This is a genomic window from Kribbella polygonati, from assembly GCF_050320105.1.
GTDB lineage: Bacteria > Actinomycetota > Actinomycetes > Propionibacteriales > Kribbellaceae > Kribbella.
Window position 1 is genome coordinate 1,777,745 of record NZ_CP190129.1, and the last position, 21,022, is coordinate 1,798,766.

At 69.9% G+C, this 21,022-nt stretch carries 24 protein-coding genes and 1 tRNA gene; 11 read left to right on the forward strand and 14 right to left on the reverse strand.

Annotated features, from left to right (window positions below; all coding sequences use genetic code 11):
• Positions 1-5: 5 nt before the first annotated feature.
• Complete coding sequence (locus ACQHIV_RS08365; RefSeq protein ID WP_427892898.1) at positions 6-1,304, reverse strand: MFS transporter; 1,299 nt, start codon at positions 1,302-1,304, stop codon at positions 6-8.
• 171 nt (positions 1,305-1,475) lie between these two features.
• Here ACQHIV_RS08365 and ACQHIV_RS08370 point away from each other — a divergent pair, with 171 nt between their 5' ends.
• From ACQHIV_RS08370 to ACQHIV_RS08380, 3 genes are all read left to right on the forward strand, one after another.
• Positions 1,476-2,486 carry an RNA polymerase subunit sigma-70 gene (locus ACQHIV_RS08370; protein ID WP_427892899.1) on the forward strand — a complete coding sequence of 337 codons (1,011 nt, stop codon included), beginning with the start codon at positions 1,476-1,478 and terminating at the stop codon, positions 2,484-2,486.
• A 103-nt stretch (positions 2,487-2,589) separates the two neighbouring features.
• Positions 2,590-3,399: a hypothetical protein gene (locus tag ACQHIV_RS08375; protein ID WP_427892900.1), complete on the forward strand. Its 810-nt coding sequence runs from the start codon at positions 2,590-2,592 to the stop codon at positions 3,397-3,399.
• A gap of 85 nt (positions 3,400-3,484) precedes the next feature.
• Complete coding sequence (locus ACQHIV_RS08380) at positions 3,485-3,820, forward strand: hypothetical protein (protein ID WP_427892901.1); 336 nt, start codon at positions 3,485-3,487, stop codon at positions 3,818-3,820.
• Between the two features lie 14 nt (positions 3,821-3,834).
• On the opposite strand, the gene ACQHIV_RS08385 is transcribed toward ACQHIV_RS08380, so the two are convergent.
• Positions 3,835-3,920 (reverse strand) — tRNA-Leu (locus ACQHIV_RS08385).
• Positions 3,921-4,090: 170 nt separating this feature from the next.
• Here ACQHIV_RS08385 and ACQHIV_RS08390 point away from each other — a divergent pair.
• On the forward strand, positions 4,091-4,882 hold the full coding sequence (locus ACQHIV_RS08390) for a maleylpyruvate isomerase family mycothiol-dependent enzyme (RefSeq protein ID WP_427892902.1): 792 nt from the start codon (positions 4,091-4,093) through the stop codon (positions 4,880-4,882).
• A 12-nt stretch (positions 4,883-4,894) separates the two neighbouring features.
• Positions 4,895-5,383, forward strand: coding sequence for a VOC family protein (locus ACQHIV_RS08395; RefSeq protein ID WP_427892903.1), 489 nt, complete (start codon positions 4,895-4,897; stop codon positions 5,381-5,383).
• Between the two features lie 2 nt (positions 5,384-5,385).
• On the opposite strand, the gene ACQHIV_RS08400 is transcribed toward ACQHIV_RS08395, so the two are convergent.
• Complete coding sequence (locus ACQHIV_RS08400) at positions 5,386-5,790, reverse strand: DUF1003 domain-containing protein (RefSeq protein WP_427892904.1); 405 nt, start codon at positions 5,788-5,790, stop codon at positions 5,386-5,388.
• A gap of 130 nt (positions 5,791-5,920) precedes the next feature.
• Here ACQHIV_RS08400 and ACQHIV_RS08405 point away from each other — a divergent pair, with 130 nt between their 5' ends.
• Positions 5,921-6,463 (forward strand): AAA family ATPase, encoded by a 543-nt coding sequence (locus tag ACQHIV_RS08405; protein WP_427896437.1) that lies wholly within the window; start codon positions 5,921-5,923, stop codon positions 6,461-6,463.
• The gene (locus ACQHIV_RS08410) at positions 6,460-7,785 is read left to right on the forward strand and encodes a M20/M25/M40 family metallo-hydrolase (RefSeq protein WP_427892905.1); all 1,326 of its coding nucleotides are present in this window, start codon (positions 6,460-6,462) and stop codon (positions 7,783-7,785) included. Before ACQHIV_RS08405 ends, ACQHIV_RS08410 begins: the two co-directional genes overlap by 4 nt.
• On the opposite strand, the gene ACQHIV_RS08415 is transcribed toward ACQHIV_RS08410, so the two are convergent.
• Positions 7,776-10,235 carry a glycosyl hydrolase gene (locus ACQHIV_RS08415; protein WP_427892906.1) on the reverse strand — a complete coding sequence of 820 codons (2,460 nt, stop codon included), beginning with the start codon at positions 10,233-10,235 and terminating at the stop codon, positions 7,776-7,778. The two genes, ACQHIV_RS08410 and ACQHIV_RS08415, sit on opposite strands and share 10 nt — an antisense overlap.
• Before the next feature lie 41 nt (positions 10,236-10,276).
• On the opposite strand from ACQHIV_RS08415, the gene ACQHIV_RS08420 reads away from it, so the two are divergent.
• Positions 10,277-10,777, forward strand: a complete 501-nt coding sequence (locus tag ACQHIV_RS08420) for a hypothetical protein (RefSeq protein ID WP_427892907.1) — start codon at positions 10,277-10,279, stop codon at positions 10,775-10,777.
• Here the strand turns inward: ACQHIV_RS08420 and ACQHIV_RS08425 are convergent, their stop codons facing one another.
• On the reverse strand, positions 10,778-11,386 hold the full coding sequence (locus ACQHIV_RS08425; protein WP_427892908.1) for a lysoplasmalogenase family protein: 609 nt from the start codon (positions 11,384-11,386) through the stop codon (positions 10,778-10,780).
• Positions 11,387-11,428: 42 nt separating this feature from the next.
• Complete coding sequence (locus ACQHIV_RS08430) at positions 11,429-12,289, reverse strand: LysR family transcriptional regulator (protein ID WP_427892909.1); 861 nt, start codon at positions 12,287-12,289, stop codon at positions 11,429-11,431.
• 73 nt (positions 12,290-12,362) lie between these two features.
• On the opposite strand from ACQHIV_RS08430, the gene ACQHIV_RS08435 reads away from it, so the two are divergent.
• Positions 12,363-13,565: an MFS transporter gene (locus tag ACQHIV_RS08435; protein WP_427892910.1), complete on the forward strand. Its 1,203-nt coding sequence runs from the start codon at positions 12,363-12,365 to the stop codon at positions 13,563-13,565.
• Here ACQHIV_RS08435 and ACQHIV_RS08440 read toward each other — a convergent pair.
• The 5 genes from ACQHIV_RS08440 to ACQHIV_RS08460 form a co-directional block, all read right to left on the reverse strand.
• Positions 13,536-14,345, reverse strand: a complete 810-nt coding sequence (locus ACQHIV_RS08440; protein ID WP_427892911.1) for an ABC transporter permease — start codon at positions 14,343-14,345, stop codon at positions 13,536-13,538. The two genes, ACQHIV_RS08435 and ACQHIV_RS08440, sit on opposite strands and share 30 nt — an antisense overlap.
• Complete coding sequence (locus ACQHIV_RS08445; RefSeq protein ID WP_427892912.1) at positions 14,305-15,114, reverse strand: ABC transporter ATP-binding protein; 810 nt, start codon at positions 15,112-15,114, stop codon at positions 14,305-14,307. Before ACQHIV_RS08445 ends, ACQHIV_RS08440 begins: the two co-directional genes overlap by 41 nt.
• Positions 15,111-15,569 carry a MarR family winged helix-turn-helix transcriptional regulator gene (locus ACQHIV_RS08450; RefSeq protein ID WP_427892913.1) on the reverse strand — a complete coding sequence of 153 codons (459 nt, stop codon included), beginning with the start codon at positions 15,567-15,569 and terminating at the stop codon, positions 15,111-15,113. The genes ACQHIV_RS08445 and ACQHIV_RS08450 overlap by 4 nt, the downstream gene beginning before the upstream one ends.
• A 78-nt stretch (positions 15,570-15,647) precedes the next feature.
• Positions 15,648-15,833: a DUF5703 family protein gene (locus tag ACQHIV_RS08455; protein ID WP_130385444.1), complete on the reverse strand. Its 186-nt coding sequence runs from the start codon at positions 15,831-15,833 to the stop codon at positions 15,648-15,650.
• A 21-nt stretch (positions 15,834-15,854) separates the two neighbouring features.
• Positions 15,855-16,796 (reverse strand): aldo/keto reductase, encoded by a 942-nt coding sequence (locus ACQHIV_RS08460; protein ID WP_427892914.1) that lies wholly within the window; start codon positions 16,794-16,796, stop codon positions 15,855-15,857.
• 51 nt (positions 16,797-16,847) lie between these two features.
• Here ACQHIV_RS08460 and ACQHIV_RS08465 point away from each other — a divergent pair, with 51 nt between their 5' ends.
• A complete protein-coding gene (locus ACQHIV_RS08465) occupies positions 16,848-17,900 on the forward strand; it encodes an LLM class F420-dependent oxidoreductase (protein ID WP_427892915.1) in 1,053 nt (350 codons plus the stop codon).
• On the forward strand, positions 17,900-18,727 hold the full coding sequence (locus tag ACQHIV_RS08470) for an undecaprenyl-diphosphate phosphatase (RefSeq protein ID WP_427892916.1): 828 nt from the start codon (positions 17,900-17,902) through the stop codon (positions 18,725-18,727). Before ACQHIV_RS08465 ends, ACQHIV_RS08470 begins: the two co-directional genes overlap by 1 nt.
• On the opposite strand, the gene ACQHIV_RS08475 is transcribed toward ACQHIV_RS08470, so the two are convergent.
• Genes ACQHIV_RS08475 through ACQHIV_RS08485 form a run of 3 tightly spaced genes read right to left on the reverse strand, consistent with a single transcriptional unit; the run spans position 18,714 to position 21,001 of the window.
• Positions 18,714-19,967: a vanadium-dependent haloperoxidase gene (locus ACQHIV_RS08475; RefSeq protein ID WP_427892917.1), complete on the reverse strand. Its 1,254-nt coding sequence runs from the start codon at positions 19,965-19,967 to the stop codon at positions 18,714-18,716. The genes ACQHIV_RS08470 and ACQHIV_RS08475 overlap by 14 nt on opposite strands.
• A 20-nt stretch (positions 19,968-19,987) precedes the next feature.
• A complete protein-coding gene (locus tag ACQHIV_RS08480; RefSeq protein WP_427892918.1) occupies positions 19,988-20,422 on the reverse strand; it encodes a hypothetical protein in 435 nt (144 codons plus the stop codon).
• A gap of 30 nt (positions 20,423-20,452) precedes the next feature.
• On the reverse strand, positions 20,453-21,001 hold the full coding sequence (locus ACQHIV_RS08485; RefSeq protein ID WP_427892919.1) for a sigma-70 family RNA polymerase sigma factor: 549 nt from the start codon (positions 20,999-21,001) through the stop codon (positions 20,453-20,455).
• Positions 21,002-21,022: the final 21 nt, after the last annotated feature.

Consider the following 21,022-nt stretch of genomic DNA (forward strand, 5'->3'; position numbering starts at 1 on the left):
AGACCTCAGTCACGACCTTGTTGATCGGCCGCGCTGGTTGCTCGAGGTGCAGGGCGTTGCGTCTGCAGGAGCGGGTCGGGTATTCGGTCGCCGAGTCGCAGCAAGCCGACTCCGGTCAGTGCTGCCGCCAGAGCGCCGCCCCACCAGACCGCGTCCGGTGAGGTTGCGAGCAGTGCGCCGCCGACTGCGGGGCCGAGGGCTACGCCTGCCATGAAGGTAAGGCCGTAGAGCGACATGTAGCGGCCGAGGAGATGCGGCGGTGCGAGATCGGCGACGATTGGGCCGAGCACGATGAACTGCGCGCACTCACCGATCGCGATCACGATCGCGACCCCGGCCAGGACAGCGGTCGCGGTGAGCGTCGAGGTCGTCAGCGGTGCGAGCAGGACAGCGAGCAGCCCGATCGCAAAGACCGCGCTCGTCGCGGCCAGGGCATGTGTGCGGCGCATGCGACTGACGACTCGTGTGGCTGGAAGCTGCGCGACGACGATGAAGAGCGTGTTGATGAAAATGACGATGCCGATCTCGCCCGGCCCGCCCGGCGTATGCGCCTTCGCGAACGGCGGGAGGATGTTGGAAAAGAAGGCGCCGCCGGTCATGATGAGCACGATGTTGGCGGCGATCAGGACAAGGAAGAGCCGATCGTGAGCGACCGCACGGAATCCTGTTCGCCCGTCGCTCTCCGGCGCAGCGTTCGTACTGCGGAGATTCGGGATCCCCACGAGCAGAACCAGCGCGCAGGCGCCGAAGGTGGCGCCGTCGAGCAGGTACAGCGCCTGGTACGCGCGGAGGTCGTTGGCGGCAGCGATGACGAAACCCGCCACCGTCGCGCCGCTGCCGAGACCGAGGTTGCCGGCGACCCGTCGGAGCGCGATCGAGGAGGCGCGCTGCTCGACTGAGACCAGGGTCAGGCTCAGAACCTGGTTCGCGGTGCTCGCGACTCCGAAGCCGGCGCCGCCGACGGCGGAGCAGACGAAGGCTTGCCAGGGACGCTCGACGAACGCGAAGCCTCCGTAGCCCAGTGCGCTCGCGAGATTGCCGGTGATCAGGATCGGCTTGGCACGAAAACGATCGAGCAGCGCACCCGAAGGGGGCGTCACGACCGCCGCCGTGGCCATGACCGCCGCCAGCACCAGCCCTGCGGTCGCCGTTGAGAAGCCACGGGCTTGGTGCAGGTAGATGATCTCGAACGGGAGGATCAGTCCAGTGCCGAAGTAGTTGACCGCGGTCCCAGCCTGAAGAACGACGACAGGCCCCGACAGGCCGGTCCGCCAGCCGCCGAACACGCGAGCGAGCGATTCCATCGTCAACCTCCAGGGGTCGTTCCCAGTTGCCGCGGCACGATCGTCCGGGCGGTCGCTAGTGGATACACCGCGGTACCGGGAAACTGGGCGCCCGCGCACCGCCCAGTTCGTGTCCTGTGCGGTGTATATACCGGGTAGAGGCACGACAGGCGCGGAGGGAGGGAGCGCAGGATGGTGCGGGCCGATCTGCTCTCACGGGCGCGGGCCGGGGACGGCGAGGCGTTCCGGGAGCTGGCCGAGTCCCACCGGCGGGAGCTGCAGGTGCACTGCTACCGGATGCTCGGATCCTTCGCCGACGCCGAGGACGCCGTCCAGGAGACGATGCTGGCCGCCTGGCAAGGCATCGGCGGGTACACCGAGGACCGCGCGACGCTGCGCACCTGGCTGTACAAGATCGCCACCAACCGGTGCCTCAACGCGCGCCGCGCGGCAAGCAGGCGCCCGGCCAGGGAGTGGGATATGGCGCAGTTCCAACCGCCCGTGCCGACCCCACGCGACGAGGCCGCCTGGCTGCAGCCGTTCCCTGACGTGTTCCTCGAGGGCGCCGTCGACCAGCCGCTCGGGCCGGAGGCTCGCTACGAGCGGAGCGAAGCCATCTCGCTGGCCTTCGTGGCCGCCCTGCAGCTGCTTCCGCCCCGTCAGGTTGCCGTCCTCATCTTGCGGGACGTCCTCGGATTCCATGCCGTCGAGGTGGCCGACATGCTGGATGTCACCGTCCCATCGGTCAACAGCGCCCTCAAACGAGCCCGCGCCGGCCTGCAGCGCCGCCGGCAAACCGCCGGCCACCAGCCGCCGCCCGCCGCAGGTTCGCCCGCCGAGGAGGCGATCGTGGGCAGGTTCGCCCGCGCGTGGGAGTCGGCCGATCTCGACGCGCTGGTGGCCCTGCTGACCGACGACGTCTTCATCGCCATGCCTCCCGAGCCATTCGGATACGAGGGCCGAGACGCCGTGTCCCGCTACTGGGCCCGCCAGTTCGGCGCCGGCCGCAGGTTCGACCTCGTACCAACCCGAGCCAACGGCCAACCCGCCTTCGGCGCGTACCTACGCACCCCGGCCGGAACCCGCCACGCGGCCGGCCTCTACGTACTCACCCTGGCCAGCGACCACATCTCCGCCATAACCCGCTTCGACCCAGGCGTCCTACCCTCGTTCGGACTACCCCGATCCCTCCCGCCCCGCTGACCAGTCAACGACAGCCGAGCAAACTACCTGGGTGCGGGTCGAGGATTACGGGTCCAGGAGAACGACGTTCGCGTTGCCACGCGAGCGAATGGATATTGGATGTATGGCGGCCAGAGACTTGGTTTTCCAATCGGGCGACAGAGTCCGTACCTCTGGCCGTTTCATCTCGGGCACGGACGGCGACTGGCTCGACCTGCAACGCAGCGACGATCTGCTGATCAAGCCGCCGGGCTGGAAGTCGGAGCTGTCGATCCGCCTGATCGGTGCCGACGCAGTGGCCGCCTCCTCCGAGGTCGGCCCGAATCTGATCCCGGGCCGCATCACCGTGGTCGGGAAATGGCATGCGCCCGCCCTCGGTGAGCAGGTACGGCTCGGTGACGAGAGCATCGAGGTCGAGATACAGACTCCGGAAGGCCGGCCTTCACTGCGGCGTGTGGACCGGACCCACCCGCCATGCCCGCCACCTCCCGGGGGCTGGCCACTGAACGTGGTCTGGCACGACGGCTGGCCGCATAGCCCGGTCTCGGACATGGACCTGGACATCCGCGACCTGGAGTCGTCCGGGGCGTTGGTACATAGGGCGATCTTCCGTCCGTCCGAAGACCAGGAAGTCCTCGTCGTGGCCGCCACCGACGTCGAAGCGGTCACCCGTGAGCTGTCCCCGAGCCTCCCGAATCAGCTCTGCGTAGTCCGAAGCCGCTTCACCCGCGCCCAACTGGACGAGGTCCGCGACGTCCTCCTTGCCCACTTCCAGGAATGGCGCTTGGAGTCCTTCGGCACCGGCAACTCCAACGCCCAAGGCCAACCCTTCGCCACAGCTGAACCCGTCTGCGTCACCCCCGAACTGGCCGCCTGGACCGACACCCTCCCCAATGGCCTACTCCTCCTCAACCCGACAATCACCCCTGCCTGAATCCAGCACCCCAACCGACCAGCAGGATGCCAGAGGCAACCGACACCACCTTCATCCTGACTGCTCGAAGTCGACGGTGTCGCCGATGCCGGCTGCGTCGGACCTGACCTGGCGGTTGGCGCAGCGGGGCGCTGTCGGATCGCTCATCGGTCACTGGTCGATGCCGCGCCAACCGCCGGAGAAGGTGCTGGTCGTGGTGCCGACGCAGGAACTCCGCCGTCGGATGGCGTCGGCGTTCGGGGCAGTCGGTACGGCGCAGGATCGGCGCGATGGGCCGGGCGGCTATGACGATCACTGGCGGGTTGTCGAGTACCTGGCGCCGTTTGGTGTAGCCGTCGGCGCGATCCGCGCCTGCGCCGACGGCGCCGAAGGCAGTCGCCGCGAAGCGGTGTCCGATCGTGGCGGTCGGCCCGATGGGTGACCCTTGGGGAAGTGTGTCCGAGGGGGGACTTGAACCCCCACGCCCTAAAACGGGCACTAGCACCTCAAGCTAGCGCGTCTGCCTATTCCGCCACCCGGACGAGTGGTCTGACCGCTTGCGCGGTGCCGACCGGAGAACAGTAGCAAACTTCAGGGGTGGAATTCACATCGGGCCGTGGGGGTGGTGACGAGGGCGTGTCGGGGGCGTAGTTTGAAATTGAAGGATCGGCCTCTCGGGTGGAGGCGAGCAGCCGTGGACGCGTGGAACGGGATGACGTTCGAGGGTAAGGACGCGCTGCTCCGGGTGGTTCGGGACGAGGCGGAGTTGTTCTTCGGGATGGTGGACGGTGCCGACCGGTGGGAGGCGCCGACCGGGGCCGGGCACTGGGAAGTGCGGGATGTGGTGGCGCATCTCACGGACACGACCGAGGCGTACTTCGTGGCGTTCGACGCGGCGCGGTCGCACGCTGAGGTACCGGCGGCGTACGGGCTGCCGGGGATGGCGGAGCGGGTGGACAAGCAGGCGTTGGCGCTGCGCAACGTTCCTCAGGACGAACTCGTCGAGCGGCTCCGAACAGACTTCGACAAGATGATGGGGATGTTCGACGCGCTCGGGCCGGACGACTGGGGTGGGTTCACCGTGCCGCACTTCTACATGGGTCCGCTGCCGGCGTTCTTCTATCCGGCGTTCCAGTTGATGGACTACGGCGTGCACTCCTGGGACATCCGGCAGGGCACCGGGCGGGCGCACGGGCTGTCGGGTGAGGCGTCCGACCTGCTGGTGCCGTTCATGTTCGTGTTGTGGAAGTACACGACCGGTGCGAAGGACCCGTGTGAGCTCGGGATCCGGATCACCAGCGGGCCGAACGCCGGCGACACCCGGGTGACCGTCGGGCCGGACGGCATGGACTACGCGGCGGGTGACGTGAGCGGGCTGCCGACGGTGATCGAGTTCGACCCGGGCAGCTTCGTACTGACCGCGTTCGGGCGCAGCAACGCCGGTACCATCCGCGGAGACCGGGGCGTCGCGGACCGGTACCTGAACCTGTTCTTCCGGATCTGAGGGGGACTCGGCATGACCGACATCGACCTGCCCGCGATCGAGGCGGAGCGGGACCGGATCAGAACGGCGTACCTGAAGCAGGGCGGCAAGTCCTCCGCACGGGGCCTGCACCACACCGCGCTGCTCAGCGCGGACGTCGAGCGGACGGTGCGGTTCTACCAGGAGGTGCTCGGGTTTCCGTTGACCGAGATGGTGGGGAACCGGGACTACGAGGGGTCGACGCACTTCTTCTTCGACATCGGGAACGGGAACCTGCTGGCGTTCTTCGACTTCCCGGGGCTCGATCTCGGGCCGTACGCCGAGGTGCTCGGCGGGCTGCACCACCTGGCGATCTCGGTGGAGCCGGGCAAGTGGGACGAGCTGAAGGCGAGCCTCACGCGGCACGGCGTCGAGTTCCAGGAGGAGAGCGGTACGTCGATCTACTTCCGCGACCCGGACGGCGCCCGGATCGAGCTGATCGCCGATCCGCTGGGGGAGATGTACGGCCTCAAGGTGCTCTGACGCTACGCCTTGTCCTCCTGCACCAGGCGGCGGTGCAGTTCGCTGGTGAGGGCGTGGATCTCGCGGGTCAGCTGGGTGTTGGTCTTGAGCTCCACCTCGGACTCGTTGAAGTCGTGGTCGGCCTTCGCCTGCTGGAACGAGGCCTGGCGGTTCTGGCCGATCATCACGAACGTCGACAGGAAGATCGCCTCGAGCGACACGACCAGCGTCAGGGTCGGCCACGGGTTCTTCTCGATGAACAGCATCCAGACCGCGAACAGCACGACATGCACGTAGACGAACCGCATCGAGCCGGCGAACGCGGTGATCCAGTCGGCGATCCGCAGTTGGAGGTTCGCCGCGCGCTGGGCCTCGATCGCGAGGACGGCTGGGTGACGCGGGCGTGTGTTCGTGGGTTTCGCTGGCACTGGATCTCCCGACCGGTCGGACGGCCCCCGGCCCCGACGACCAGAGATCACCGCTGGAGGTGACAGTAGCGCCGTACCTCGGTCAACTTGCTGAGAAATCGCTGTGCCCGGCGCGGCGTCCGGCGGCAGGATGGTGGGCGTGGACAGCATCCTCGGGACCGGCATGCCCGGGGCCGGCAAGTCGACCGTGACCCGGCTGGTGGCTGAGCGGCTGCCGCGGTCGGCGCGACTGGGCGGCGACGAGGTGAACGCGATGATCGTGAACGGGTTCGTCTGGGCGCTCGGTGAGCCGGCGGACGAGGCGGAGCGGCAGGTCGAGCTGCTGCACCGGAACCTGTGCGCGCTCGCGAAGAACTTCGCCGACGCCGGGTTCACCCCGCTGATCGACGCGACGATCCCGTCGCGCGCCAGGCTCGAGTTCTTCCGGGAACGGCTCGGGCCGAGGCTGTTGTTCGTCGTACTGGCGCCCGGGATCGAGGTCTGCCGGTACCGGAACACGATCCGCGACCCGGCGGAGCGGTTCGACTTCGACGGGTACGAGCGGCTCGAGGCGGACATGCGCCGCGAGTTCGGCGACACCGGCTGGTGGCTCGACACGGCCGGCCAGGCCGCCGACGAAACGGCCGACCGGATCGTCGAGTGGGCGACGCGCGCACCTAGGATGGGCGCATGACGACCTCGACCGACAGTACGTCGTACGCCGCCGACGCCGAGGTGGTGGAGCTCTGCAGTGAGCTGATCCGCATCGACACCACCAACTACGGCAACGGCAAGAGCAACGGCGAGCGGGTGGCGGCGGAGTACGTCGCCGCGAAACTCGACGAGGTCGGGATCGAGTCGACGATCTACGAGTCGGAGCCGGGCCGCGCGACGCTGGTCGCCCAGTGGGACGGCGAGGACCAGAATGCGGACCCGCTGCTCGTGCACGGGCACCTGGACGTGGTCCCGGCGGACCCGAAGGACTGGAAGGTCGACCCGTTCGCGGGGGAGATCTTCGACGGGTGCGTGTGGGGCCGCGGCGCGGTCGACATGAAGGACTTCGACGCGATGGTGCTGTCCGTCGTCCGGGCGCGGCAGCGGGCCGGCGTGAAGCCGCGGCGGCCCGTGCGGCTGGTGTTCACCGCCGACGAGGAGGCCGGCGGCGTGTACGGCGCGCAGTGGCTGATCGAGAACCACCCGGACACGATCGCGGACTGCACCGAGGGGATCGGCGAGGTCGGCGGGTTCTCGGTCACGGTCAAGGACGACCTGCGGCTGTACCTGATCGAGACCGCCGAGAAGGGCATGAACTGGATGCGCCTGAAGGCCCGCGGTACGGCGGGTCACGGGTCGATGGTGAACACCGACAACGCGGTCACCAACCTGGTCGAGGCGGTCACCCGGATCGGGTCGCACGAGTGGCCGCTGCGGGTCACGCCGACGGTCCGCGAGTTCCTGAAGACGCTCGAGGACCTGCTCGGCACCGAGCTCGACCCGGACGACATGAGCACCACGCTGGCCAAGCTCGGCAGCTTCAGCCGGATGTTCGGTGCCACGATCCGGAACACCGCGAACCCGACGATGCTGAACGCCGGCTACAAGGTGAACGTGATCCCGGGCGACGCCGAGGCGCACATCGACGGCCGGTTCCTGCCCGGCTACGAGGACGAGTTCTACGCGACCATCGACGAGCTGCTCGGCGACAAGGTGCAGCGCGAGACCGTGGTCACCGACATCGCGCTGGAGACCGAGTTCAGCGGCGGACTGGTGGACGCGATGAAGGCGTGCGTCCAGGCCGAGGACGCGCAGGCCCGGTTCGCGCCGCTGCTGATGTCGGGCGGTACGGACGCCAAGTCATGGAGCCGGCTGGGCGTCCGGTGCTTCGGGTTCGTGCCGTTGCAGCTGCCGCCGGACCTGGACTTCATGGGGATGTTCCACGGCATCGACGAGCGGGTGCCGACGTCGGCGCTGGAGTTCGGCTCGCGCGTGCTGGATCGGTTCCTGACTCAGGCCTGACGGAGGATCCGCGGTACGGCGAGCAGCCCGGAGTTCAGGTACTCCGTCGCGTGCTCGACGTGCTGCAGGTCGAACCGGTGGCCGTAGGTGGCGGTGGATTCGGCCGCCGCGTCGAGCAGGTGCTGGTCGGCGGAGAGCGCGTTCGCGGCGGTGTTGTGGACCACGATGCGCAGGTCATTGGTGCCTGGTCGCGCGGCCGCGGTGAGGTCGACCTGGTACGGCGGCGCCCACACGGAGCCGCAGTGGATGTCGTTGAGGTAGATGTCGGCGGCTACGCCTACTGGTGGGGTGATGAGGGCGCGGTACGAGTTGCCCGGTAGGTAGGGCTCGCTGTCCGGTGCGACTGGTTCTCCGGGGCCGAGGTCGAGGATCACGGTGGCGGTGTCTTCGAGTTCGAACTTGGTGCGGTACGTGGCCGAGCCGGAGTACGTCGTACGTGCCGGGTCGTCCTCCCAGCGGTGTGGGAGTTCGACCGGACGAATGTCATTGTCAAAGGCAACAGTCCACGGGCCCAGGACTGTTCCGACGAGATGGTTCGACGACGGGACGGCTGGTTCCAGGGGTTGGGGAGACGGGCCGGCCGGTTCGTGGGGTTGGGGAGACGGGCCGGCCGGTTCGTGGGGTTGGTGAGTGGGGGCGAGGATCGCTGACTCGTAGGGGTCGAGGGTCGTGGTTTGGGTGGTGGTGATTTCGCCGGTGCGGGGGTCCCAGCGTTCCATCGGCGTACGGAGGGTGAGGGTGCGGGGCTCGGGGGAGGTGTTCGCAACGAAGTAGAGGTCACCGTCGTCCAGGCGGTGATGGACGACGCCGACGTCGGGGACCGGCGGGAACGGTGGCGCGGGCAGATGGTCGGTCGGGTCGGCCACTACCGTTCCGACGGACTCCAGCCAGCGGGCCGTGGCCGCGGGCGTGGTGGCGCCCTCGGGGACGACCACGAGCGCGATCTCGGCGGGGTCGAGGACCGTGATCGCGTCGTCGTCGATCAGGTCGAAGTCGAGGCCCGCCGCGCGGATCGTGCGCGGGATCGCCGCGGGGATCAGGCGGCGGGCGACCCGGTACAGGTTGAGAGGTTCGGGGCCACCGGCAACGTACGCGTCCGAGCTCGGGATGTAGACCTTGACCGGGCGCACCGGCGTACCTTGCTGGAGCGTCCACGACAGCCGATGCAGGGACCTGAACAGAGCTGTTGCCGTCGGCCACCAAGGGTTGCGGTCGTCCAGGGCGCCGGACGCGTAGAAGACCCAACCGAGGCCGGGGCCGTCGGTGGGGGAGTACGGCCAGCCGTGCCCGATGAGCTGGTTGACGCCGGAGAGGAAGTGTTCGTGCGCCTCGCCCTGCAGGTCCAGTGGCGTCGCGCGGAACGACGGTGAGTGGACCCACGTCCACACCTCCGCCGACACCACCGACCGGCCGTAGATGCTCGCCGCGGACGACGCCCAGCGCGTTTCGGGGATGCCCTTCCAGGCCCAGCCCTCGCCTTCGAAGATGTCCGCGTGCCGGTAGCTGCTCATCGTCGCCGGCGGTTCGCCGTAGCTCTGGATCCGGAACGGTACGCCGTGCCCGGCCGCCCAGCGCTGGAACACCTTGAGGAAGTTGTCCTCGTACAGCTCCGACAACGTCCGCCCGAAGTCGATCCGCAGCTCCCGCGCGCCGGGCGTGTCCACCAGCAACTCGTACAACCGCGGCCGCAGGTCGTACCCGCGCCGTTCCAGGAACTCGGAGAAGATCGCCGGCGTCCAGTTCCCGCCGTACACCTCGAGGCTGTCGCAGAACACGGACCCGACGGGCATGGCGGCCTTGAGCAGCGGCTCGGCGACGCATCGGATGTGCTCCAGCGCCGCCGCCTCCGAGTAGTGATCGAGCGTGTGCCCCTCCGCCCCGACGGCGGTGCGCTTCACCTGCTGCCCGGTCACCCGCGACGTGGCGATCAACACCTCACGAGGCTGCCCGCCGGCCGGTACGTGGACCGCGCCGTCACTGACCGGCACCTCGACGTACGACGAAGGCGCGTTCCCGTCGCCAACGTACGCCGCCACGAACTCGTCCCCGGGCCAGGCCGAGACGATCGGTACGTCGTACGCCGCCGCCCCGATCTCCCGCCGGTCCCAGTGCAGCCGGCGCGCGGCCAGCTCCGGCCCGATGTGCGGACCGCCGTACGACCACCCGCTCCCGAGCGTCACGTCGAACCGCAGCCCGAGCGACCGAGCCGTCCGGGCCGCGTGCCCGACCAGCTCGAGGAACTCCGCCGATCCGAACGGTGCCGTCACCGGCCCCATCGGATACACGAACGCGACTTCCGCCCCGCCCAGTCCGGCCGCGGCCATCACGGCCAGTTCGCGGTCGATCTCGTCTCGCTCGATGGACGGTCCGAACCACCACCAGCGCATCATCGGCCGCCCCTCGGGCGGTGGGTTCCGGAACTGTCGTCGGACGTCGTCGACGGTCGCCATACCGTCCACCCCATAGCGGCGGGCGACGAGCGTCAACGAGGATGACCACTACCGGTCAGACTTGGTCACACTCGAGTGGCCCCCGCCACCGCGATACTGAGCGCGTGACGATGCAAGGCGACCGCAAGACCCGACCGGGCCGCACCATCGCAGGCACCGTGTGGCGCACCGTTGTCGTTCTGGCGGCCGCGGCGTGCGCGATCGCCGCCGCCGGGTGGCTGGGATCGCACCTGATCGGCTACGACGATCGCCTGGCGATGGTTCCGGCCGTGCCGGCAGCGTTCCTGATCGGCATCCTGACCATCGGGTATCTGCGTGCTCGGATCGGCTTCATCGCCGTACCTCTCCTGGGCACGTTGTTCGCGGCCCTGGGCGGTGCGGTTCTGCTGCACAGCGAGGTCCGCCGGTCAGGTTCGTTCCTCGCGACGTACGAGGGAGTGCTGTTCGCGATCGGCGTCGCTGCAACGTTGGTGTCCATCGTGGTAGCAGCCGTCGATGGACACCGTCGACCACCTGATCCGGTAGCCGACAACCCAAGCTGATCACGCCTCGGTCGCACCGGAGACGAGCAGGTACTGCCCGACGGCGTACGTCGACATGACCAGCGCGTCCCGTCCGCGGAAGTCCCGCCCGGCCATCCGGAGCGCGATCAGCGCGTCCGACACCAGGAACAACGCGCCGCCGAGACCGCTGCGGGAGTTGTGCCAGCGCGACGCGATCGCGGTTGCCGTCAGCAACAACGCATACACCGCGACCGGCACCCGCTGGTTGCCGAGGGAAGGCGAGAGTACGGCGATCAGCGCCGCCCAGAGCGCCGCGTACGCCGCGAGCACCCGCCACGACCGCTGCGCCGGATCGGCGAGGAACACCGCCAGATAACACGCATGCGCCGCGGCGAACGCCGCCATCCCGGCGAGCTGTAGCTCCGTCTCGAGCAGCAGATCACCGGCCGCCGACGCCAGCAACGCCGCCTGCAGCAGCGGCGGAGCGTCCTGCGTCCGTGACCACTGCCAGAGCAGCGGCATCAACGTCACCTTGCTCGCCTGCTTCAGGATGTTCACATCGAACGCCACCGCGGCCACCTGCACCACGGTCGCACCCCAGAACCCCGCCAAAACCCGCCGCCCACGCGCCAACCGCCCCAGGTTCATGCCACCGAGTCTGCAACACCGGCAGCCACGACACACCACAGTTCACGACAAGTTCAACGTCGCGCGGAGTTGGGGGAGGTGGGCGATGAGTGGCTTGGGTGGTGTCGGTGGGGTGACGACCGAGAGGGTGAGGCGGTAGCGGAACGGGGCCGGCATCAGGTGTTCGCCGGGGCGGAGTTCGGTGGCCAGGGCGGTGCGGGGGACGAGGGCGAGGTGGGCGCGGCGGCGGGCCATCGCGACGGTGGTGCTGAGGGTGACGCCGCGGCGGGGGAGGGCGCCGAGGGCGGCGAGGCGGTCGTGGACGTCCTCGCTGCCGCGGTCGTACGTCGAGAACACCATCGGGCGGTCCTTCAGCGGCTGCCGGCCGCGGCCGGGTGGGCGGGCGCCGGGCGGGACGAACAGGACGAGCTCGTCGTGGCCGACCCGGCGCGAGACGGTGCCGTGCGGGAGCGACATCTGTTCCGCGATCGCGATGAAGGCGGCGTCCATCGTGCCCTCGGCGACGCGTTCGACCAGGAAGTGGCCGTGGTCGACCTGCTGCTGGATCTCGACGTCCGGGAGGTCGGCGTCCAGGATCGGGAACAGGATCGGCGCGATGCTGTTGAACGTGCCGATCACCAGCCGCTGGCCGGCGGCGGCCGCGCGGGTGGCGGCGTACACCTCCTCGAGATGGCCGAGGATGTGGTCGGCGCGGCGACTGAGCTCGGCCCCGGCCGGTGTCGGGCGGGCGCCGCGGGTGTCGCGTTCGAACAGCTTGGTGCCGCAGAGCCGTTCGAGGCGGGACAGCCGCTGCGACGCGGACGGCTGCGAAATGCGCAGTTCGCGGGCCGCGGTGCCGACCGCGCCGGTCCGGGCGACGGCCTGGACCAGTCGCAGGTCCTCGACCGAGGGTAATGAGGCCATAGGTTCAGCCTATGGCAAGCACGCAACCCCAGCCGGCTACCTGAGAGCCGCCGGAACGCCAAGAATTCAAGGCATGCGGGCGAGAACAGAGGCACTGGCACTGCTGGCGGGCAGCGGTACGGCGGACTTCGCGTTCCGGCTCGCGCAGGTCGCGTTGCCGTTGGTGATCCTTCGTGAGACGGGCTCGGTCGCCGCGACGGGGCTGGTCGGCGGCGCCGCCGGCGTACCGGTCCTGCTGTCGCCGTGGTGGGCCCGGAAGGCGCGGCAGTGGATCGACTCCGGCCCGCGGCTGGCGATCGTCGCGCTGGTGTCGGCGATCGCGCTGGCCTCCGTCCCGACGGCTGCCGCCCTCGGCGTGCTGTCACCGGCGCTGCTCGTGCTGAGCGGCCTGCTGCTCGGCTGTGGCGATGCGCTGGCGCAGCCGGGCCGGGCGGCGTTGCTCGCGGACACCGGCGACCGGTGGGGTGACGGTCGGGCGGTGATGCTGCTGACCTGGCAGGACGGCCTCCGCCGCGTCGGCATGCTGGTCGGCCCGACCGTCGGAGCCCTCGCGGTCGGGTTCGGCTTCACGAACGTGCTGCTGTGGACCGAGGCTGCCGCCGTACTCGCCGCCGGCCTGCTGGCGTGCACGGTCCAACCGGAGCGCACCGTCGGCGTCTCCACCGAACCGCCGTCGATCCGCGGCAGTCTGCAGGGTCGGCGCGAGGTGCTGTACGGCTGGATCGTGCGGGGGACGGGTTGCGTCACCTGGTTCGCCTTCACGCTCGGGCTGTCCGTCCTCGGCGAAGAACGCGGCCGCCCCGGCGTCTACCTCGCGGCGGGCATGACCGGGTACGGCGTGGGCTCGCTCGTCGGTACGGCGATCTCGCTGGCGGTGGTACGGCGTACCAACCCGGTGCTGACCGCGGTCGCCGCGTGGGGCTGGTCCGGGCTGTGCTGGATCGGGATGGGCCTGTGGACCACGCCACCCATGGTCGCGGTGATGGGCGCGTTGTCCGGTGTGGCCGTGGTGATCGGGATCGCCGCGATCTCGGTCCTCATCACCAGGTCCTCGGCCGGCGCCGAGCGCAGGGCACTCCTCGCCGGGCAGAGCGTCGTCGTCAACGCGGGCAGCGCGGCCGGGCTGCTGGCCGGTGGCCCGATCATCGCCGCGGTCGGCGCGGCCCCGTCCCTGGTCGGCGCCGGGCTGGTCACGTCCGGGGTCGCCGTACTGATCCTGATCAGGTGCCAGACTGCGGGACGACCTCTAACGCGCCAGCCGGCCCAGCAGCGCTGAAGCGGCGCAGATGCCCGCGAAGGCGGCGACGATCAGGACGGTGAAGTCGAGCCAGTACGTCGTGGGCTGCCCGATCAGCAACCCCCGCAGCGCGCTGACCTCGTAGGTCAACGGGTTGACGTGGGACACGGCCCGCAGCCAGCCCGGCATCAGCGACACCGGGTACAGCGCGTTCGAGGCGAAGAACAGCGGCATCGTGATCGCCTGGCCGATGCCCATCAGCCGGTCGCGGCGCAGTACCAGCCCGGCGATCGTCATCGACAGGCAGGAGAAGAACGCGGCGCCGAGCACCACCACGACCAGCACCGCGAGCAGTTTCAGCGGATTCCAGGTGAGGCTGACGCCGAGCAGTGCGGCGACGATGATCACCACGATCGCCTGCGAGATCGTCCGTACGCCGGCCGCGAACGCCTTGCCCGCGACCAGTGCGGACCGCGGCGACGGCGTCACCAGGAGCTTGGTGAGGATGCCCGCGTCGCGTTCCCAGATGATCTGGATGCCGTAGAAGATCGACACGAACAGCGCCGACTGGGCGATGATCCCGGGCGCGAGGTAGTCGAGGTACGGGACGTTGCCGGTCGGGATCGCGCGGATCCGGCTGAACGTCTGGCCGAAGATCACCAGCCAGAGCACCGGCTGGATTGCCCGGGTGACCAGCTCGGTCCGGTCGTGCCGCAGCTTCTGCAGCTCGACCAGGCAGAACGTGCCGATCCGCGACAGCAGGCGGAGCGGGGGAGACTCAACCCAGACGCTGGGCCGTACGACGGGTGCCACGGACATCGCGCAGACCTCCCTTCTCCTTGCCTTCGAGGCTCTCGCCCGTGTAATGCCGGAACACGTCCTCGAGGCTCGCGTCCGGTCCCAGCTCGGCCTTCAACTCGGCCGGCGTACCGACGGCGCGCAGCCGGCCCAGGTGCATCAGGGCGACCCGGTCGCAGAGGATGTCGGCCTCCTCCATGTAGTGCGTGGTCAGCAGCACGGTCATCCCGTACCGCTCCTGCATCTCCTGCACCCGCGCCCACACCGAGTCGCGCGCGACCGGGTCCAGCCCGACCGTCGGCTCGTCCAGCACCAGCAGCGCGGGCCGGTTGACCAGCGCCTGCGCCAGCTCCAGCCGGCGCACCATGCCACCGGAGTACGTCGCCGCGAGCCGGTCGGCCGCGTCCGTCAGGTCGACGATCTCGAGTACTTCGGCCACCCGCGCGGCCCGTTCCCGCCGCGGTACGTCGAAGAGCCGCGCGAACCAGGACACGTTCTCGCGGCCGGACAGCGCGCCTTCGATCGACAGCTGCTGCGGCACGTACCCGAGCATCCGGCGGACCGCCATCGCGTCGGTGTGCACGTCGCGCCCGAAGATCCGGACGGTCCCGGTCTGCGGCGGATACAGCGTGTTGAGCACGCGCAACGTCGTCGTCTTCCCGGCCCCGTTCGGCCCGAGCAGCCCGAAACACTCGCCGGGGGAGACGCTCAGATCGAGACTGTCGACCGCAAGCTGATCCCCGAACCGGTGACTCAACCCGGTGACGTCGACCGCAGGTTCCGCACTCATACGCGCTCCTTCTGCTCTTCGGGGTGGAGGCGGTCCGCGAGGACCGAGAGGACCGGCAGAGCCGTCTGCAACGCGTCGCGGTCGGCTGGGGTGAGGTCGTCGAGGGCTCGGGTGACCAGTGCCGTACGGCGGTCGCGCCAGGCCTCGACCTGTTCGCGGGCCGGGTCGGTGAGGGTCAGCCGGGCGACGCGCCGGTCGGCCTTGTCGGGGGTGCGTTGCAGGAGGCCGCGCTCGGTGAGCTGGCCGACCAGGGTCGAGACCGTGTTCGCGACCAGGCCGAGCTCGGCGGCCGCCTCGGCGACCGAGATGCCCGGGTTCCGCCGGACGGTGCGGATCAGCTCGGACTGCGAGTCCGACAGCGACGACATCGGGAACGGGCGGCCGACGGAACGGCGCAGGTGCCGGCGCACCAGCCCGAGCGCGGCCAGCAGTTCTTCGGCGAGGACCTCGGTCATGCATCGAGAATACCTCTGTCGCAGAGATATCGCGCCGCGAAAGCGGCCCGGATTTCCCGGGCCGTCTTCAGGGCTTCGTCACAGGGTCCGCATCACCCGGATGATCCGCCGCCGCAACCACACCCGGCGGGAACCGTCCGGATAGCGCCGGAGCCTGGCCAGCTCCCAGCCGCCGTACTCCGCGTGCTCGGTGAGCAGCTTGCGCACCGCCCCGCGGGACTCCGTCCTGGACACCTCGAACTGCTGCAGTTCGTACTCGGCCATCCACACCTCCACCTGCAGACTTCAGGAAACATCCTCCAGTGCCGCGACGATGGCGGGCGGCAATGTGAGCTCCTCCACACCCAGCACGGACTTCAGTTGCAGCGCCGTCCTGGCCCCGACGATCGCCGCCGACACGCCGGGCCGGTCCCGCACCCAGGTGAGCGCCACCTCGAGCGGGGTCCAGCCGAGCCCGTCGGCGGCTCGCGCGACCGCTTCCACGATGCCCGATGACCGGGCGTCGAGGTAGGGGTCGACGAATCTGGACAGATGCTGAGACGCCGCGCGGGAGTCCGCCGGGATGCCGGTCCGGTACTTCCCGGTCAGCACCCCGCGACCCAGCGGCGACCAGGCGAGGATCCCGATCCCGAGCCCGGCGGCCGCCCGGATCGCGTCCACCTCGGCATCGCGGGCGAGGAGTGAGTACTCCACCTGGTTGGCGACCGGGACCGCGCGGCCCGGCCACGCCTGCTGCCAGGTGACCGCCCGGGCGGACTTCCAGCCGGCGTAGTTCGAGACGCCGACATAGCGCACCTTGCCGGAGCTGACCGCATGGTCGAGGGCCGACAGCGTCTCCTCCAGCGGCACGTCGTCGGACCAGGTGTGCAGCTGCCACAGGTCGAGGTAGTCGGTGTTCAGCCGCCGCAGCGAGCCGTCCAGGTCGCGGAGCAGCGCACCGCGCGAGGTGTCGGTGATCCGCTCGCCACGCCGGACGCTGAACCCGGCCTTGGTCGCGATCACCACGTCGTCGCGCTCCACCACGTCGCCGAGCAGCGACCCGATCAGCTGCTCGCTGTCGCCGTCGCCGTACGCCGCCGCGGTGTCGATCAGCGTGCCGCCCGCGGACACGAACGCGGCCAGCTGCTCGCGCGCCTCGTGCTCGTCGGTGTCGCGGCCCCACGACATGGTGCCCAGGCCGAGCCTGCTCACCGCGAGTCCACTGTGACCGAGATAGCGCTGCTGCATGACCCGAGCCTATTGCGGCCCACCGACAACCTCTCGCTAGGCTCGCCAGTCATGCGACTCGGACTCAACATCGGCTTCGTCTTCGGCGGCGACGACCATCTCGACCACCTGAGGCTGGTGAAGGAGGCCGAGGCACTCGGCTTCTCGGTCACCTGGGCCGCGGAGGCGTACGGCTCGGACGCCGCCACCCTGCTCAGCTGGATCGCGGCCCAGACCACGACCATCGACGTCGGCGCCGCCGTCTTCCAGATCCCGGCCCGGACGCCGGCCATGACCGCGATGACGGCGGCCACCCTGGACCGGCTGTCGAACGGCCGGTTCCGGCTCGGCCTCGGCGTGTCCGGGCCGCAGGTGTCGGAAGGCTGGCACGGTGTCCGGTTCTCTCAGCCACTCCTCAGGACCCGTGAGTACGTTGACATCGTGAACGCCGCCCTGCGCCGGGAAACCGTCGCGTACCAGGGCAAGTACTTCACGCTGCCGCTGCCCGACGGACCGGGCAAGGCGCTGAAACTGACCGTGCGGCCGATCCGCGACCACGTGCCGGTGTACTTGGCGGCGGTCGGCCCGAAGAACCTCGAGCTGGCCGGCGAGATCGCCGACGGATGGCTCGGGATCCTCAACGACCCAGGCTTCCTTGGAGAGCAGTTGACGCACATCACGACGGGCCGCCAGACCCGTCAGAAGGACCTCGACGGCTTCGACGTCGTCGTCACGACCCCGTTGATGACGGGAGACGACGTCCACACCGCGGCGGACCCGGTCCGTGGGTACGCCGCGCTGTACATCGGCGGCATGGGCAGCCGGGAGAAGAACTTCTACAACGACCTCGCGGTCCGGATGGGCTACGCCGACGCGGCGAAGGAGATCCAGGACCTGTACCTCGACAAGAAGCACCGCGAGGCGATGGCCGCCGTACCGTTCGGGCTGCTCGACGGGATCTCGCTGCTCGGCGGCAAGGAGCGGATGGCCGAGAAGCTCACGGCGTACGCCGAGGCCGGTGCGACCACCGTCGCGCTGACGCCGTTCGCGGCCACCGTGGACCAGCGGATCGCCGACCTGCGGGTCGCGGCCGAGGCGCTCGAGCTCTCCGGGGTCGGTCACTGATGACGATCTGGGACTCCATCATCCTCGGCATCGTCGAGGGCCTGACCGAATTCCTGCCGGTCTCCAGCACCGGCCACCTGACGATCGTGTCGAAGATGCTCGGGCTGAAGATCGACGACCCGTCGATCACCGGGTTCACCGCGGTCATCCAGACCGGCGCGATCATCGCGGTCATCCTGTACTTCTGGAAGGACATCGTCCGGATCATCGGCGCCTGGGTGGGCGGCCTCGCGAAGCCCGAGCGGCGCGACGAGTTCGACTACCGGATGGGCTGGTACGTGATCGTCGGCTCGGTGCCGATCGGCATCGTCGGCTTCCTCGCGAAGGACCTGATCTCCGGGCCGCTGCGCAGCCTGTGGTGGGTGGCCGGGGCGCTGATCGTCTGGTCGGCGGTGATGGTCGCGGCCGAACGGATGAGCAGCAAGGAACGGCCCCTGACCAGGATCACCTTCCTGGACGCGCTGGTCATGGGCCTGGTCCAGTGCCTGGCGCTGATCCCGGGCGTGTCCCGGTCCGGCGCGACGATCTCGGCCGGTCTGTTCCGCGGCCTCGACCGGGTCGCCGCGACCCGGGTCTCGTTCCTGTTCGGCATCCCGGCGCTGGCCGGTGCCGGCGTCTACGAACTCAAGGACGCGCTCGGCGGCTCGGTCGGCGCGGTACCGCTGATCGTCGGCACGGTGGTCAGCTTCGTGGTCGCGTACGCGTCGATCGCCTGGCTGCTCCGGTTCGTCGCCAAGCACTCGATCGAGCTGTTCGCGTTCTACCGGGTGCTGCTGGGCGTCGTACTGCTGATGCTCCTGTCGACCAGCACCATTACCGCCACCTGAGGACGTACGAGCCGACCCGGGTCCCGAGCGACAGGCCGGCGCGATGGTCGATGCGGGTGTGGACGCCGGCGTAGATGCGGCTCAGCCCGGCCTCCACGGCGGCGTCGTGGAAGGTGCGGAACGACCGCGTCACGCCGGGCAGCGCCGGTGACGTGACGGTGAAGTCCACGTCGCCGTACAGCGTCGCCAGTACTTCGGCTGCGGCTGCGCTGAGGGCGCTGTGCGCTCCCGGATACGACGGATCGGCCGGGGTGACGGCGAGCGGTGTCCAGGCCGGATCCGCTGTGGTCAGCCGGTTCCGGTCCGTGTCGGCGAGGCGGATCGCGGTGATCGGCCGCCAGAGCCGGTACGCGTACTTCGCGTCGTACAGCGCGATCGTGGTGTCGGCGAGGGCCAGGTCCAGCAGCGCGAGGGTCCGCGCCGACGCCTCGGTGCCGCTGCGGTGGGAGCTCAGGACCTGGTCCGCGATGTCGTTCCAATAGTTCTGGATCGGCGCTGACCAGAACGTACCGATCGTGGTCTGCTCGGGTGTCCGGGTGGTGCTGTGGTCCTGGCCCAGACTCTTCACCTCGTTGAGCGCGGTCGCGTACGCGCGGCCCGACAGTGGCGGCGGGGGACCCGGCCGGAACTGGTCCCCGGTGCGCAGCACGAAGGGGGTGACCGCACCCCAGTGGGTGAAGACGGGCGCGGCGAAACCGGGCGGGGTCGGCCGGAAGTCGCCCGGCCTTCCGCTGGTCAGGTACGCCGGTGGCGTCGCGGCGGAGCCGTCACCGGCGCGAACCGCGAGGACGTGGGCGGCTGCTCGTGCGCCGTCCCGCACCCCCGCGTCCCGCGCACGGTCGGACGGGACGCCGGCGAGATCGTCGGCGAGCTGCCGGTCGAGCCCGCCCGTGAAGCCGGGGAAGATCGCTGTCAGTACGTCGTGCGCGGCCTGCGCGGCGGCGGCGCGCTGCTCGGACGTACGCCGTACGCCGATCACGTGGCTGGACGAGCTGACCGCGTCGTAGACGGCCTGGCTCATGATCGCGAAGTCGCGGGTGGGGTGGACCGTCGCGGGCTGGGCGCCCGGCGTCCGCACGAGCGACAGCAAGGTGCGGTTCCACTCCACGACGACGTTGGTAGCGGTGGTTGCTGTCGGCACCGATGCGTGAGCGGTCAGGGCGGTCGCACCGAGGGCGGCGGCCGAGACAGCGGCGGTGAGCGCCCGGCGACGGGGCAGGATCGGACGATAGTTGGACATGGTTCGGCTCCAGACGGTGGTCAGAGGTCGGCGTCTTCGGTGACAGGTGCGGGTTGCGGCGCGGTGCGGAGGGACCGCAGCTGCCAGGTCGCGATGGCGAGCACGAGCGTCTCGGTCACCAGGGCGGCGATGCCGAGCGTGCAGCTCCAGTTCCCGATCTCGAGCGGGTCGGTCGGCAGTCCGGTCGTGCGGCTGAGCAGGTACGCCGCGAGCGCGCCGGCGGCGAGCAGGTCGACCGGGATCCAGACCCGCGGGCTGGGGACCGCGATCACGGCCGCGGCGGCGATCACGGCGGCGGCGATCAGCGCGATGAACGAGTAGCCGACGAGCTTGTTCTCGGCGAGTTGGTCGCTGAGTTCGAGGAGGTGGACGACGGCGATCGCGCCGAGCGTGACGGCGGCGGTGGCACGGGCGAGGCGTTCGCCGATCAGGCGGCTGGTGTTGGTGTTGGCCATGGGTGGCTCCCGGAGAAGGCCGGCTGATGGTCAGGCGGCGAGGGATGGTTCGAGTTGCCGGCGCAGTCGGCCGAGGGCGTAGTGGAGCCGCGAGCGGGCAGTGCCGGGTGGCACTCCGAGGCGCTCGGCGGCGATGTGCATCGGGCAGCCGAGGAAGTACGTGACGACGACGATCTGCCGGTGCTCCCGGGACAGGCCGCGCAGCGCCTCGACGAGGACACGGCGGTCCATCAACTGGTCGAAGCCGCCGTCCGCGGCCGGCTCCGCGTCGTAGCCCGCGTCGGCGAACTGTGGGCGGCTGCTCGCCGCGCGGGCCGCGTCGATGAGCAGCCGCCGGGCGACCTGGAAGAGCCAGTGCCGGACGGGTCGGTCGTCGTCGAGCAACCTGGGTAGCTGGTGCCAGGCGCGCAGGAACGTCTCCTGCACGATGTCCTCGGCACGCCCGCGGTCCCCCGTGAAGCGTTCCGCGAAGCTCAGCAACGCCTTCGCGTGCTCGGCGTACAGGACAGCCAGTGCGCGGTCGGCGGCGCTGCCGTCCGTCGAGGATGGCGGTTCGTCCCGCCGTGGTTCGATCGGCATGGCTACTAACACGCTTAGTAG